Here is a 15,004-nt window from a genome sequence, read left to right on the forward strand (position 1 = left end):
GGCGCCGGACGACGCGGCATTGCAGGGCCAGGTCGACACCGCGCGCCAGGCGCACGCGGACGCCCAGGCCGCGCTGAGGACGGCGGAGAGCACGTTCACCGGCACGCAGACCGCGATGCAGGAGGCCCAGCGCGAGCTGGACGCCGCCAACGCCGCGATCGGCGGCCTCCGGGCGGAAGCCACCGCCCGGCGTGCGGACGTCCTCGTGCAGGAGCAGGTGGTGGCACAGGCCCAGGCCGACCGCCTCGCCGCCAAGGCCGCGCACGACCAGGCCGCCGACCGGATCGCCACCGGTCGCGCGGAGCAGGAAGCCCTCGTCAGGGACGCCGAGACGAAGCTCGACGACGCCCGCAGGGAGGCCGACCGGCGGCAGCAGGAGTGGTGGGACAAGAAGTCGGCGGTCGACCAGAAGATCACCGAGTTCAACACCCCGCCGTCGACGACCACGGCGTCGTCCGCTCCGCCGCCCCCGCCCGCCCCTCCGGCTCCCCCGGTGTCCAGGTTCACGCCGCCCGCCGAGGCGTCCTCGTCCAGCGAGGCCTCGTCGAGCGGTGAGGTGCAGACGCGTCCGGCACCGCAGCCTCCCACTCCGTCCACTGTGGACGAGTCGGGCAGGGCTCCTGCGCGGACCGAGGTCGACGACCGGATCGAGGCGCTGACCGCCGACGCGATGGCGAACGCCTCCGACTTCGCGAAGTCCGTCGAGACCAGGCTGAAGGACGACCCGGGCAGGTTCGTGCAGTCCGAGGCAGGCCTGCACCTGCTGCACGCCTCGGTCGTTCTCGACACCAGGACCGACCAGATCGCCGAGCTGATCACCACGCACGGCGTGAACGAGGTCGCGGCGTCGTTCAACAAGGCGTTCGAGCGGCCCTACGTCGAGGACGCGCAGCTCGCGCAGTTCGCCGATCTGGGCGACCCGGCCAACCGTGCCAAGTTCGACGAGTGGGCGCACCAGCTGTGGAACACCGTCCGGGAGTCCGACGCCCTGATGGCCGACGCGGACAAGGTCGCGGACCTGTTCAACCACGACAAGGGTTACAACCGCGGGTTCAACATGGCCCAGGACGCCGCCCTCGCCGAGATCGTGCCGCCGCCGGCGCTGACCGAGGCCATCGCCGACACGGCAGTCTGGGGCACGGACCTCGACGACCAGGCGATGTGGGTGCAGACGGTCCTCGGCAACGCGCAGGTCATCCCGCCGCGCCAGGTCGTCAGCCCCGAGGTGTTCACCCAGGCCGTCACGGACAACCGCGGGGTGCTCGGGGACGCGCTGAAGGTCACGCTGACCGACGCGAAGATCGCCGAGCTGACCGCGGAACTGCAGGAGCAGGGCATGGTCTCCGCGACCAGCACCCGTTCGGCACCGCAACCGCCGAACGCGCCCTCCACCGCCACCGGCACCGGCACCGACGCCGGCGCGCAGGCGCCGGCGAGCGTGCCGGACGTCGTGGTGGCGAGCCACCTCAAGGCGTTGACGACGGACGCGATGACGAACGCCTCGCCGCTCGCCAGGCAGGTGGAGGCGGCGCTGAACTCCGACTCCGGCAGGTACGTGCAGTCCCAGGCGGGTCTCGACCTGCTGCGGGCCTCGGTCGTGCTCGACACCAGGACCGCCGACGTCGCCACGCTGATCCAGCGGCACGGCGTCGAGAAGGTCGCGCGGGCGTTCAACAAGGAGTTCGGCCGCCCGATCATCGAGACGGCGCAGCAGGCCCAGTTCGGTGACCTCAGCACTCCGGAGAGCCGGACCGCGTTCGACGGCTGGGCGCACCGGATGTGGGACACCATCGGCAACACGCCGTCCTACGCCGCGAACCCGGACAAGGTCGCCGCCGAGGTCTTCAACCACGACAAGGGCTACAACCGCGGCACGAACTTCGCGCAGGAGACGGCGTTCGCGGACCTGGTCGGCGCGCCACCGCTGGCGGACTCCATCGCGACCACCCCGCTCTACGGCACCGACTCCTACAGCCAGGCGCTCTGGGTGCAGAAGGTGCTGGGTGACGCGAAGGTCATCCCGTCCGACGCGATCGTGAGCCCGGAGGCGTTCACCCAGGCCGTCACGGACAACAGCGCGGAACTCGGTGCGGCACTGGGCGTCGAGGTGACGCCGGAGCTGATCACCGAGCTGAAGGAACACCTGCAGGGCGACGGCATGGTGGACGACGACCCGGCACCGGCCGCCGAGCCCGTGCCGCCGTCGGCTCCCGCACCGCGTCCCGAGGCCGAGACGCAGCTCGTGGCGCTGACCGACGACGCCATGGAGAACGCCGGCCCGCTGATGAAGCAGGTGGAGGCGGAGCTCAAGGGGAACCCGCAGAAGTACCTGGACCACAAGGCGGGCTTGGACCTGCTGCGTGCCTCGGTGGTCCTGCACTCCCGTTCCGGCGAGGTCGCGGCGTTGATCGACCAGCACGGCCTGGAGGCCGTCACCAGGGCGTTCAACGAGGAGTTCAAGCGTCCGGTCATCGAGAGCGAGCAGATCGAGGCGTTCGCCGGCGAGCACGGTCCCGGGAAGTTCGACGACTGGTCGCACCAGCTGTGGAACACCCTCGAGGGCAGCCCGACGTTCGCGGCGGACCCCGCCAAGATCGCCTCGGAGATCTTCAACCACGAGAAGGGCTACAACCGGGCGTTCAACTTCGCCCAGGAGACCGCGCTCGTCGACGTGATGGGCGCGCCGCCGCTGTCCGACTCGATCGGTGAGATCGCGGTCTACGGCCCCGACTCCTACAGCCAGGCGCTCTGGGTGCACCAGGTGCTGGCCAAGTCGATGCTCGTCCCGGACGGCCTCGTCAGCCCCGAGGCGTTCACCCGGGCCGTCACGGACAACAGCGCGGAACTCGGTGCGGCACTGGGCGTCGAGGTGACGCCGGAGCTGATCACCGAGCTCAAGCAGCACCTGCAGGGCGACGGCATGGTCGACGACGACCCGGCGCCGTCCGCTCCCCCGGTGGACGCGCCCGTGTCGCACCGGCCGCCGGCCGACCCGAGTCCGTTGCACAGCACGGAGACCAGTGCGGCGTGGTTCGACCCGCGGAACCCCGTGTCCTCCCAGGCGATCGCGGACGTCCGCGCCACGACCCCGGCGACCAGCTGGGTGCGCGGCGAGGACGGCGGTGTCCTCGACTCCACCAAGGTCGGCCCGCACGGCATCTCCATGAAGGCCTGGCGCGGCCCGATCGCCTACGACAACCGCGTGATGGACGTCGACGGCGTACCGGTGCGCGACTTCACCGTCCGGCTGCACCTGAAGAACGGCACCACCGACGTCCAGGACCGCACCCGTGCGGGCGTCGAGGAGCTGTACAACCAGGGCTACAAGCTGCCCGACGGCGAGCAGTTCCACGTCACGGTCGAGTTCACCGACGACCCCGCCGACGCGCACGCCACGATCAACGTCACGAACGAACCCGGCGCGCGCGCCAACCAGCTCACCTGGCCGGCGCACACCGACTCGCGGCGCCTGGCGCACGAGGTCGGGCACTTCCTCGGGCTGCGCGACGAGTACCTGGAGACCGGCGACGTGAAGCCGATCTTCCAGCACCAGGACGGCAGGGGACGCGTCGTCAACGACAACTCCCCCATGACCCAGGGCATCGACGCGGCGGACGCGCGGCTCAAGCCGCGCCACCTGCAGCTGGTCTCCGACCGGATGGCCGCGCTGCAGACGCACAACCCGCCGCAGCCCGCGGTCGAGGAAAGCTCCGAGCTGCCTCCGCCGAACATGCCGAAGCGCGGCAACGAACACCTGCCGAACGACCCGGCCGGGGACGCCGTCAAGCGCACCCGCGAGGACCTCGCCGAGCTGTCCATCGAGGACACCGAGGTCGAGATGACCGAGCCGGAAGCCGCGCCGTTCAACGAGAACGGCGTGCACAACGCGGCGTACGAGAACCTGGCGCAGGGGCACCCGCTCACGCAGATCACCGCGGAGAACTACCTGCGGCGGACGCAGGAGAGCATTGACGCGAACGAGAAGCCGTCGTTCGTGGTCAGCATGATCGTGCGAGCGAGTGAGCTCGGCCAGCTCGACGATGTGATCAACGGCGTCATGGCCGGCACGCAGGACATGGACGGCCGCGTGGCGTTCGTGCTCGGCGTGAACGGCGCGACGCAGGCGGAGATCGACGCCGCGATCGCCACCGCGACCCCGTCGGTCCACGGCCGCGCGGAACCGGTCGCGCTGGTGAGCGTTCCGCACGGGCCCAAGGGCTTCAAGTTCGGCGAGACCCGCAACGCCACGCTGGACAGCGACGCGCACGTGTTCGCGGTGACCGCCCTGGCGGCCACCGGCACGCACCCGTACGTGGCGGTCATGGACTTCGACGCGGGCGACCGCACGACGAGGCAGGGCGGGCACGTCTTCGACCACGTCACGAAGCTCGTCGACGGCACGGTCGGCGACGACGCCGGTGACCCGTCACGGCCGCTGATGATCGGCGGCGGCTACCGGGTCGCCGTCACGCCGGAGCAGCTGCACACCGACGTCCTCGCGCGCATCGACGGCGACTCGAAGACCACGGACGCGCAGAAGGAGGCCCTGCGGGCGAAGCTGGCCGAGCCGGACTTCCACGAGCGGTTCGTGCAGGTGATCGACGCGGACATGCACGCGCGCCGCAACCAGCAGGGCATCCACCCGTTGCTGCCCTACACGCCGGAGCCGAACCTGTTCGTCGACGGCCTCGTGCCGCTGGCGGAGCCGAAGGTGCGGTTCGGCGAGGGCCAGGCGGAGTTCGGGCAGCTGGGCCAGTCGCTCAACCGGTTCTACGCCGCGGAGCTCGCCAAGCTGCACACCCCGGCCGACGCCGCGGACATGGACGCCGCCACCGAACGCGCCAAGGTGGACGTGCAGAACAACCGGCACCCGGTGCGCGGCCAGGCGTTCACGACCGACTTCGTGGCGGGCGACACCGGCACCGACCTGTCCAGGATCGCCTACGGGCTGATCAAGGACGGCAAGCTGCCGCAGTCGCACACCGCGCTGCCGAACGTGTCGGAGCGGTTCCTCGACGGCAAGTCCTCCAAGGCGGGCACGAAGTTCGCCGACGAGCGCGAACGCCTCGCCACCGGGCCGCACGCGACCGTGGAGCCGTTCCTGCCCCCGGCCAACGGGCAGACCACTCACGAGTGGAACCCGCCGCGGAAGATGGAGACCCAGCTCGGCGCACCGCAGAAGAACCGGATGAACCCGGCGGTGTCCGCGCCGATGCCCGCGCCGTTCGAGCAGTTGCAGGCGGGCATCCAGAAGGACCAGAAGGTCGTCGCGGCCCACGGGCTGGTGGCGTCCGACCACGTGAGCACCGCGCGCCGTCAGCTGCGGTTCCTCAACGAGGACCTGCTGGTCCGCCAGCCCACGCCGCCGGTCACCGCCAACGGCCTGTACGCGGTCGTCGGCCAGGCCCGCGGGGTCGATCCGGTGACGCTGCGCCAGCAGGTCGTCGGGCTGGCCGCCGGTCACCAGGCCGTGACCAAGGCCGTGGCGGACTACTCCGTCGGCAGGCCGATGCACCAGGGCCACCTGTACGGGGCGCTGGTGGAGAACCAGAACTGGCACATGCACGCCGACGCCGCCGAGAACAGCGGCTGGACCAACGCCCGTGACCTGCTCGGGCACCTGATCGCGACGCAGCAGAGCGTCAACGTCCGGATCCACCAGGAAGGCCACGAGCCGGTGCTGCTGCGGCCGATGGGCCCGCCGTTCCCCGACACCGTCGAGGTCGAGGTGGTGATGGACGGCCGGCAGGTCACCTACCGGCCGTACCAGCCGGCTGGAGGGCTGCAGCCGGACGTGCAGATGCATTAGCGTGACCAGCGTGGACGAGTTCGCGCAGGCGCTCCGGACGGCGATCACGAATCGCGGTCTCGGTCTCGAGCGCCTGCGCGAGCACCTCTCCCAGAACGGCGTGTCCGTCTCGATGGCGACGCTGAGCTACTGGCAGACGGGCCGCAGCCGCCCCGAGCGGCAGAAGTCGCTGCAGGCCGTCGTCCACCTGGAACACATCCTGCAGCTGCCGCCGGGCCACCTGTCGGAGCTCCTGGGGCCACCGCGCCCGCGTGGCCGCTGGCTGCGCAACGCCCCGGCGCCGATGTCCGCGTTCTGGTCCCCGCAGACGCCCGTCGAGCACGCGCTGAACGGCCTCGACACGCAGTGGGACGACCAGCTCCTGCGCGTGAGCCAGCAGGACTTCGTGACGATCGGGGCCGACCGCACCGAACGGGTCTTCCGGTCGCGGCAGGTGCTGTCGGCATCGATGACCGGGCCGGACCGGTGGGTCGTGATCATGCACATCGACGACCACGACCGGCCGTTGCCGCTGGTCAGCGCCCTGAAGAACTGCACGGTCGGCCAGGTGGTCCGCGAGCCGGCCGAGGGGCTGCTGGTCGCGGAGCTGCTGTTCGAGCGGCCGTTGCGCAAGGGCGAGAGCGTCGTGATCGAGCACGAGCTGGTGAACCAGGACCCGTGTCCGCCCGCGACGAACTACGAGCGCAAGTTCCGGCTGCCGACGCGGGAGTACGTGCTGGAGGTGACGTTCGAGGGCACCGCTCCCCGTTCGGTGGTCCAGCTCGCGGACGGGTCCGCGGTGGCGCCCGGCCACACGTTGCTGGACGTGGCGCTCGACGTGCAGCCAGGCGTGCGCGGCTTCAGCTGGACCTGGTGAAGCCCCTGGAGCTCGGGACCAGTGCGGCGGCCGCGGGGGTGGCGAAGCAGATGACCGCGCAGGCGCCCAGCACGACGCCGGCCCCGAAGGTGTCGATGGCCGGTGCGATGAAGGCCAGGCCGACCGGTGCGAGGCCGAAGGAGAGCAGGAAGTCGAGCGAGGAGACGCGGGCGAGCTTGCCCGGCTCGACCTCCCGCTGGACCGCGGTGAACCACGGGATGTTGAACAGCTCGATCCCGACGCCGCCCACGACGTACACGGCGATCAGCACGACCCAGTGCACCGGCAGCAGCAGGGCCAGCGGGACCAGGCCGTAGCAGGCCAGTCCGGCCAGTGCGGCCCATCCCGGGTTCTTGGGGCGCCAGCGGCCCATCAGCGCGGCTCCCGCCAGCGCACCGAGGGTGTAGGCGGTCGTGGCGGCCACCAGCACCGCTTCCGTGTCGTAGCGGTCGCGGCTCACCACCGGCAGCAGGACGGCCGTGGCGGAGTAGCCGAAGGCGACCATCGCGGTCAGCGCGCCGAGTCCGGAGAGCAGCCACGGGTGCCGGCGCGCTTCGTTCAGGCCTTCGAGGAAGTCCGCCGCGAAGCTGGCCTGGGCGGTGGTGCGATCCGGTGCCCTGGTGCCCTTGGGGGGCACGAACGCGGCGACCAGCCAGAGCGCGGCGGTGATGATCAGCAGTGCCCTGGCGTCGACCAGGAGTGCGGCGAGAGCGGTGAGGCTCGGGGCGGCCAGCGTGGTCACCCTGATGGCGACGGTCGTCGCCGCGTTGGCCTGCTGCCGCCCCGACTCGGGCACCACCTCGGCCACCATCGCCTGGAACGCGGGCCGGCAGCCGCCCTGACCGGCGCCGACGATCGCGGCCGCGGCGGCCATGAGCACCAGCGACCTGCCCATGCCGAGCGCGATCACGGGTGTCATGACCGCGCCGGTGAGGCACGACCAGAAGACCACGGTGCGCCGTGCGTGACGATCGGCGAGCACACCGGCCACGGGTACCGCCACCAGGAAACCGACGGTTCTGGTGGCGAGGACGACGCCGAGCTCGACGGCGGTGATCGACCGTTCGAGAACGGCCAGGCCGAGCACGAACGGCAGTGCCCACATCGCGAGCCCCGACACGGTCGTGCCGATCCACAGCCGCACGAAGGGCACGTTCCGCAGGACAGATGGCGCCGTTGCTTTCTCCGTCACGACGCCCAAGGTTTCACCACTGGCGGACTTCTGACCACACTATTCGCGGTGACCGCGCAACGGCCGGGTGTTCCCCCGCGCCTTGAAGGGAACACCCGGCCGTCGCGGTGCACTGTCCGGAGTGGACAGATCAGCCGATCTTCTCGATCCGCGCGTTGCGGATCAGGAACTTGCCCGGCTCGCGGACCTGTTCGAAGGCCGCGTTGTTCAGCAGCGCACAACTGCCGGAGGCCGACGCCACCTTGACGGTCGTCGACTTGTTGTTGTCGAGGTTCGTCACCTTGAGCGTGGTGCCGATCGGGAACGTGCCGCTGGACGCGGCGGGCGCGCCACCTTCACCGGACAGCGTGACGGTCGAGCCGTTGCAGACCTGCTGGCCGGTAGCGCCGTTGTCGTCGCCCTGGTTCGCGTCGGGCTGCTGGGTCGGCTGAGCCGTGGGCTGGGCGGTGGGCTGGTTGCCCTGGTTCGCGTTGCCCTGGCCGGCCTCGGCCGCGCCACCGTCACCCTTGCAGCCCGCCGCCTTGCGTCGCTGCTGGATGAGGTCGACCACGGCCTGCCTGTTCGCGATGCGCGCCTCGGACTGCGAGTCCGGGCTGGACTTCTGGCCCGCGATGAAGCTCAGGTTGTTCTGCAACGCCTTGTCCAGCCCACCGCAGTCCTCACCGGACGTGGCGGCCTGCCCGGCCTCGGGCTTGGCCTGGACGTTGTTGCCACACCCGGCCGCCGCACGCCGCTGGTTGATGAGGCTCACGACCTGCTGGCGGTTCTGGATGCGAGCGTCCGACTGCGCGTCGGGGTTCGCCTGCTGACCGGCGATGAAGTTCAGGTTGTTCTGCAGCGCGGTGTCCAGCCCGCCGCAGTCCTCAGCCGCGTTCGAGTTGGTGCCGCTGAAGGCGAAGATGCCACCGGCGACAGCAGCGATCGCCAGCACGGCGCCCGCGCCGATCATGGCGGGCTTGCGGTGTCGAGCGCCCATTCTGTGTCTCCTCGGGGGGTCGAACGGTGTTGTACCGATGACTACGGGGAGGTCACGGACGGGGTTCAAAACGGTCTGGACCTTGTTGTTTTTAAATGCCTTTAAGGTTTTCGCGGCCGTGGTGATCTTGCTGGTCAGACTTGGTTTCGGGAGTGGGTGAGCGATTTCGCGGGTGATACCAGTGGGAGCGGTGGTCCGCACCGCCGGCGAAAGCGCACCGCGCCTACATCCGGTCCAGCAGCCTGGTCCGGGCGATCTCCAGGTGCGCCGTCATCGCCGCTCTCGCCCCCGCCTCGTCCCTCGCGACCAGCGCGGCCACGATCGCGCGGTGTTCGGTGATGGTCTGCACCCCGAACGGTTGCTGAAAATTCAGCCGGAACAGGTGCAGATGGCAGTGGGTCTTCGAAAAGGACTGCAAGACCGCGTCATTGCCCGCAATCCGCAGAATCAGCTCGTGCAGGCGTTGGTCGTGCGCGGTGAGGTTCTTGTAGTCGTCGTAGGCGTTGTCGGCGGGGGCCGCCGGACAGGTGGCCAGTTCCTCCTCGATGAGCGTCACGAACTCCGGGGTCATGCGCCCCGCCGCCAGAGCCGCGGAGGGCGGCTCCAGCAGCAGGCGCAGGGCGTAGAGGTCGTCCACCTGCTTGCGGTTCAGCAGGTCCGTCACGCTGTAGCCGCGCAACGGGAGCCTGCTGACCAGCTCTTCGGATTCGAGGCGTGCCAGGGCTTCGCGGACCGGCGTCGGGGACACGTCGAGCCGGCGCGCGAGTTCGTCGATGTTCACGCGCGCGCCCGGCTTCATGCCGTCGCTCATGATCAGGGCGCGGATCTGCTCGTAGACGTCGTCCGCGAGCACGCGCCTGGCCGGTATCCGCAACACCACTCTGGCTCCCGTCAGTTCTTGGCCAGTATCTCCTGTGAGACGCGTTCCATCTCGGGGAACACGTCGTCGGAGCGCTGGCCCGCGAAGTACGCCTCGAAGAGGGGCTGTTCGGCCGACTGGACCGCCGAGCCGTTCGCGTAGGCGCTGGACGGGTGCAGGACGCCGTCCTTCACGTACTGGTTGAACACGCTGAGGTCCACGCCCTGCGACTTCATCGAGGTCACGGTGTTGTCCATGGCGGCGGGGATCGACGGGAAGAACGTGCCGGTGGCGCCCGCCCTGGTCTGGCACTCCTCGCTGCCCATGTAGCTGACCCACTTCCAGGTCAGGTCCGGGTTCTTGGTGCCGGCCCAGATGTTGTTGCCGTTCGAGTTGGACAGCACGGAGCGCTTGCCCTCCGGGCCGAGCACGGTGGGCGCGATGCCGACCTTCACCCCGGGGATCTTGCCGAACGACGCGGCCGACCAGGAGCCGCCCATCGTCATGGCCACCTTGCCCGAGCCGATCAGGTCGACGTCGGAGATGGTGGACTGGTTGCCGGTGGTGAAGGTGCCGAGCTTCGGGGAGAAGCCGCGCTCGGTCAGCGACATGACCCACTTCATGGTCTTCGTGAAGCGCGGGTCGGTGTAGTTGAACTTGCTGGGCCACTGGTCCTTGTCGCCCAGCCGCCAGCCGAGGGTGTTCACGAACGGCGCCCAGCTGGTCTCGCCGATGAAGCTGCGGCCGGCCATCGCGCCGATGCCGTAGGTGGCGATCTGGGTCTTGTCGAAGCCCGGTTCGTCGCCGCGCCTGCCGTTCTTGTCCACGGTCAGGCGAGCGACGACCTTGTCGAACGCACCGCCGTCGTCCGGGTTCCAGGACAGCTTCTGCACGTCCGCCTCGGGCACACCGGCCTTGGTGAGCATGTCGGCGTTGTAGTAGAAGGCGGAGGCGGCCCAGTCCAGCGGCAGCCCGTACTGCGTGCCGTCGGTGAACTTCCACGTGTCCACGCCGACCGAGTACCTCTTCAGGTCCACAGAGGACTTGGTGATGAGGTCGTCCAGCGGCATCAGCTGGTTCTGGGAGGCGTAGGCCTGCAGGAACTGCACGGAGTTCTGGAACGCGTCCGGCGCGGTGCCGGCCACGAAACCGGCCGTGAGCTTGGTGAAGTAGTCGTCGACGTTGTAGCGGGTGATCTTCACGTCGACACCGCTGTTGGCGGCCTCGAACGCCTTCTCGCACTCGCCGTAGGCGACTGCCTGCTTGTCGTCCCAGGTCCACCAGTTCACGGTGTTGCTGCCGGAGCCGGTGTCGGAACTCCCGCAGCCCGCGACCACCAGGGCTGTTGCTGCTACCAGGGCAGCGGCGGTGATTTTCATGGCTTCTCCATCAGACGGGATCGGAAGGCGTCGAGTGCGATGTCGAGGTCGTCGGAGCCGCCCGCCTCGTGGGCGCTGTGCTCCCAGACGGCGATCTCCCGGGGTCCGGCGTAGGCGTGGTAGGCGCCGAACACGGTGGACGGCGGCACGATGTCGTCCATCAGGCCGACCGAGAACCACGCGGGAGCGGTGGCACGGGCGGCGAACCCCACACCGTCGAAATAGGACAGTGTGGAGAAGACGTCGGAACGCCGGTTGTCGGCGATGTACTTGGTCAGCTCGGTGTAGGGCGGACGGCCGCAGACGTTGAGCGCCCGGCGGAAGTCGCAGAGGAAGGGCGCCTGGGTGTGGACGGCCGCCAGGTCGGGGACGAGACCTGCGACGGCCAGCGCGATGCCGCCGCCCTGGCTGTTGCCGATCACGGCGACGTCCGCAGAACCCAACGCGCGCACGGCATCGACCGCACGTACCGCGTCGGTGAAGACGCGCCGGTAGAAGTAGGTGGAGCGGTCGGCGATGCCTCGGGTCATGAAACCGGAGCCGCCGCGCTGGTCGCGCACCTCGACCTGCAGGTGCGCGAACCCGGCGCTGGCCCAGGTCAGGTTCTCGACCGCGCTGCCCCGGTTGCCGCCGTAACCGTGGTACTGCACGACGGCGGGAAGGCCGGACTGTCCCCGGGGAGTCCGCAGCCACGCACGGATCCGGTCTCCGCCGAAGCCGGAGAACGACACGTCGTAGACGTCGAGCGTCCGCAACGGCGTGTCCACCGGCACGGCCTCGACATCGAGAGCGATCGACCGGGCCTCCACCAGTGTCGAGTCCCAGAACGAGTCGAAGTCATCTGGCCGCACATAGGAGCTGCGGTGCTCCCACAGCGCCTCCAAACCGAGATCGGTCAGCATGGAATCCTCCCGCGCACTTCCACGACATCGCTCACGACGACCTCGGTGACCTCGCCGCCGATGCTCACCGGCACGAGCTCCGAGGCGTCACCGGACAACCTCCGCAGCCGCACGGACACATCGCCGTCGTGCCACGTCACGTCGACGGAAAGCCCGCCACGGCACCGCAACCCGCGCGCCGAGCCGCTGGACCACCCGGCGGGCGACGCGGACAGCACGTCGATCACACCCGTGTGGCTCTGCACCACCACTTCCGCCAGCGCGGCGGTGAAGCCGTAGTTGCCGTCGATCTGGAACGGCGGGTGCGTGCTGAACAGGTTCGGCAGCAGCCCGCCCCACTCCGAGCCGTCGAACGGCGCGTCGCGGTGCCGGTCGCCGGTGAACGCCTGCGAGGCCTCGGACAGCAGTGACCGCACCGTCTCGCCGTCGCCCAGCCGGGCCCTCAGCGCCATCTTCCAGGCCCACGACCAGCCCATAGCCCCGTTGCCGCGCCGGTCCAGGACCTCGACGGCGGCGTCACCGGAAGGCGTGCCGGCGACGATCTGGCCCAGCGGGTAGACCGACACCATGTGCGACATGTGCCGGTGCGCCGGGTCTTCCTCCACGAAGTCGCCGGCCCACTCCCCCAGCCGTCCGTCGAACACCGGCACGGGCCGCAGCCGGGGCAGCGCGGCGGCGATCTCCGCGAGCAACGGGTCGGCGCGGCCGGAGGCGAGTGCCAGCGCCAGGGTCCGTTCGAACACGGCGCGGATCAGCACCACGTCCATCGTCACGGACCACGTGAGCGCCTGCGGCTCGCCGTCGACGAGGAACCAGTTCTCCGGCGACGTCGACGGGCACGTGTCGAGGTAGCCGTCGGGGCCTTCGACCAGCCAGTCGAGGCAGAACTCGGCGCAGCCGCGCAGCAACGGCCACGCACGCTCCAAAGTGGACCAGGTGCGGGCGAAGTCGTAGTGGTCCCAGGCGTGCTGGACCAGCCACGCGCCACCCATCTGCCAGATCGCCCACGACGGCGCGCCGTGACCCATGCCGACCGGCAGCGACCAGCCCCAGGCGTCGCTGTTGTGGTGCGCCACCCAGCCGCGCGCACCGTACAGCTCCCGAGCCACCTCGCCGCCGGTGACCGCGAGCTTCTCGAGCAGTTCCAGCAACGGGTCGTGGCACTCGGCGAGCCCGGTGACCTCGGCCGCCCAGTAGTTCATCTGCGTGTTGATGTTGATCGTGTAGTTGGACGACCAGGCGGGCCTCAGGTCGCCGTTCCAGATCCCCTGCAGGTTCGCGGGCGGCGCACCGGGCCGGGACGACGAGACCAGCAGGTAGCGGCCGTACGCGAACAGCACGGACGCCATGAGCTCCTCGTCCTTGCCGCTCACCAGCTCCGGCACGTCGACGACCTCGGGAACCTGGCCGAACCGCACCTCGCAGACGTCCATCAGCGTCCTGTGGTCGCCGTGGCGCTTTCCGGTCCAGCGCGACTCGGTCGTGGTGGAGCTGGTGAGCGTGAGCAGCCAGCGCTCGCCCCCGGTCACCTCGACCGTCACCGTGCCGCGTTCGCCCGAGCCGTAGACCGGCGCCTCGACCTGGGGTTCGTGACGGGGTGCGGAGTCGACCGGGATGTCGATCACGAGGTTCAGCCCGTCGCGCGACACCTCGCGCAACGGCGTCGAGATCTCGACGCCGACGGGCACCGCGCCGGTGATCTCCACGCACAGCGCGGTTTCCGAGGTCCACACCCGGCGGACGACGTCAGCACCGTCGATGGTCATCCGCTCGGTGACCACACCCGTGTCCAGGTCGAGCGTGCGGCCGTGCGACTCGCCTTCGGGCAGCGTGACCCACAGGTCCACGTACGGAAGGAAAGTCTGGCTGTACGGACCTTCGAACGACATCAGCAGCTCGGTGGCGCGGTCCAGGTCGCCGCCGAAGATCGCCGAACGCACCTGCGCGAGCCGTTCCGGGCCCGCCCCGGAGGCCAGCACCTCCGCCAGGGCCAGAGTCGGCCCGTCCGCGGTGCCGGACCACACGGTCGCGTCGTTGACCTGCACGCGGGACCGGCCGGTCCCGCCGAACACCATCGCGCCGAGACGGCCGTTGCCCACGGGCAGCGCCTCGGTCCACTCCGCCGCAGCCGACGGCCAGTGCAGTCTCACTTGATCCCCGTGAAGCCGATGGAGTTGACCAGCCGCCGCCCGAAGACCACGAACAGCAGCAACATCGGCAGCGCCGCGACCAGCGTCGCCGCCATCAGGCCGGCCCAGTCCAGCGACGCCTGCGGTGAGGACTGCTTGAACACCGCGAGCGCGAGGGTGAGCGGGCGGACGGACTCGTCGTTGGTGACGAGCAACGGCCAGAAGTAGTCGTTCCAGGTGGTGATGAACGTCAGCAGCGTCAGGGTCGCCATCGGCGCGACGCTCATCGGCAGCACTATCCGGAAGCACACGCGCAGCGGCCCGGCGCCGTCGATGATCGCGGCCTCCTCGACCTCGTTCGAGAGCCCGAGCATGAACTGCCGCAGGAAGAAGATGTTGAAGGCGGAGAAGAACGCGCCCGGCAGGATCATGCCGCCGAACGTGTTGAGCAGCCCCAGGTCCTTCATCAGCACGAAGTTCGGCAGCAGCGTGAACACCGACGGCACCATCAACGCGGTCAGCAGGACGCCGAACACGACGTCGCGACCCTTCCAGTGCAGCCGGGCGAACGCGTAGGCGGCCAGCGCCGAGAGCACGACCGTGAACAGCGTCAGAAGTCCCGCGTACACAACGGAGTTCCACAACGCCAGGGCGAGGTCGATCTTCGCGCCCGAACCACCCTCCGCGGCCGCCTCCGCAGGCGTCGCGAGGCCGAGGGCGCGCTTGAACGGGCCCCACGTGAAGTCCACCGGCAGCAACGACGACGGGTCCGTCGACATCGCGAAGTTGTTGGACAGCGCCGTTCGCACGATCCAGTAGAACGGGAAGATCGTGATCAGCAGCACGACGACCAGGTAGCCCCAGGCGACGCCCCTGCCGAGCTTCATCGAGAGGAACACCTG

Annotated in this window: 9 protein-coding genes (1 of these 9 cut by a window edge); 2 read left to right on the forward strand and 7 right to left on the reverse strand. The window is 69.8% G+C overall.

The genetic code is table 11. The features are described from left to right. Both DFR72_RS03535 and DFR72_RS03540 read left to right on the forward strand, forming a co-directional pair. Positions 1–5,809, forward strand: the end of a protein-coding gene (locus DFR72_RS03535; protein ID WP_090064060.1) for a hypothetical protein. 24,341 nt of this gene lie to the left of the window's left edge; the window shows 5,809 of its 30,150 coding nt (coding positions 24,342–30,150); its start codon lies off the left edge, out of view; the stop codon is at positions 5,807–5,809. 10 nt (positions 5,810–5,819) lie between these two features. Then, on the forward strand, positions 5,820–6,665 hold the full coding sequence (locus DFR72_RS03540; protein ID WP_245982484.1) for an XRE family transcriptional regulator: 846 nt from the start codon (positions 5,820–5,822) through the stop codon (positions 6,663–6,665). Here the strand turns inward: DFR72_RS03540 and DFR72_RS03545 are convergent. The 7 genes from DFR72_RS03545 to DFR72_RS03575 all read right to left on the reverse strand — a co-directional run bounded on the left by DFR72_RS03545 (position 6,649) and on the right by DFR72_RS03575 (position 15,001). Beyond that, entirely contained in the window at positions 6,649–7,857 is a 1,209-nt protein-coding gene (locus tag DFR72_RS03545; protein WP_245982486.1) for an MFS transporter, read from the reverse strand. The genes DFR72_RS03540 and DFR72_RS03545 overlap by 17 nt on opposite strands. A gap of 130 nt (positions 7,858–7,987) precedes the next feature. Beyond that, a complete protein-coding gene (locus tag DFR72_RS03550) occupies positions 7,988–8,599 on the reverse strand; it encodes a hypothetical protein (protein ID WP_425459873.1) in 612 nt (203 codons plus the stop codon). Positions 8,600–9,056: 457 nt separating this feature from the next. Then, complete coding sequence (locus DFR72_RS03555) at positions 9,057–9,713, reverse strand: GntR family transcriptional regulator (RefSeq protein WP_114773590.1); 657 nt, start codon at positions 9,711–9,713, stop codon at positions 9,057–9,059. Positions 9,714–9,724: 11 nt separating this feature from the next. Then, positions 9,725–11,071, reverse strand: a complete 1,347-nt coding sequence (locus DFR72_RS03560; protein WP_090064057.1) for an ABC transporter substrate-binding protein — start codon at positions 11,069–11,071, stop codon at positions 9,725–9,727. Further along, positions 11,068–11,973: an acetylxylan esterase gene (locus DFR72_RS03565; protein WP_090064056.1), complete on the reverse strand. Its 906-nt coding sequence runs from the start codon at positions 11,971–11,973 to the stop codon at positions 11,068–11,070. The genes DFR72_RS03560 and DFR72_RS03565 overlap by 4 nt, the downstream gene beginning before the upstream one ends. Further along, the gene (locus DFR72_RS03570) at positions 11,967–14,123 is read right to left on the reverse strand and encodes a glycosyl hydrolase family 95 catalytic domain-containing protein (RefSeq protein WP_211335283.1); all 2,157 of its coding nucleotides are present in this window, start codon (positions 14,121–14,123) and stop codon (positions 11,967–11,969) included. Before DFR72_RS03570 ends, DFR72_RS03565 begins: the two co-directional genes overlap by 7 nt. Then, positions 14,120–15,001, reverse strand: coding sequence for a carbohydrate ABC transporter permease (locus DFR72_RS03575; protein ID WP_211335284.1), 882 nt, complete (start codon positions 14,999–15,001; stop codon positions 14,120–14,122). The genes DFR72_RS03570 and DFR72_RS03575 overlap by 4 nt, the downstream gene beginning before the upstream one ends. Between the last annotated feature and the right edge of the window lie 3 nt (positions 15,002–15,004).

Source organism: Lentzea flaviverrucosa, assembly GCF_003350445.1.
Lineage (GTDB): Bacteria > Actinomycetota > Actinomycetes > Mycobacteriales > Pseudonocardiaceae > Lentzea > Lentzea californiensis.

Bases quoted from the DNA above. Each gene is read 5' to 3' on its own strand.
- DFR72_RS03560 (WP_090064057.1), bottom strand. From the start codon at position 11,071: ATGAAAATCACCGCCGCTGCCCTGGTAGCAGCAACAGCCCTGGTGGTC.
- DFR72_RS03565 (WP_090064056.1), bottom strand. From the start codon at position 11,973: ATGCTGACCGATCTCGGTTTGGAGGCGCTGTGGGAGCACCGCAGCTCC.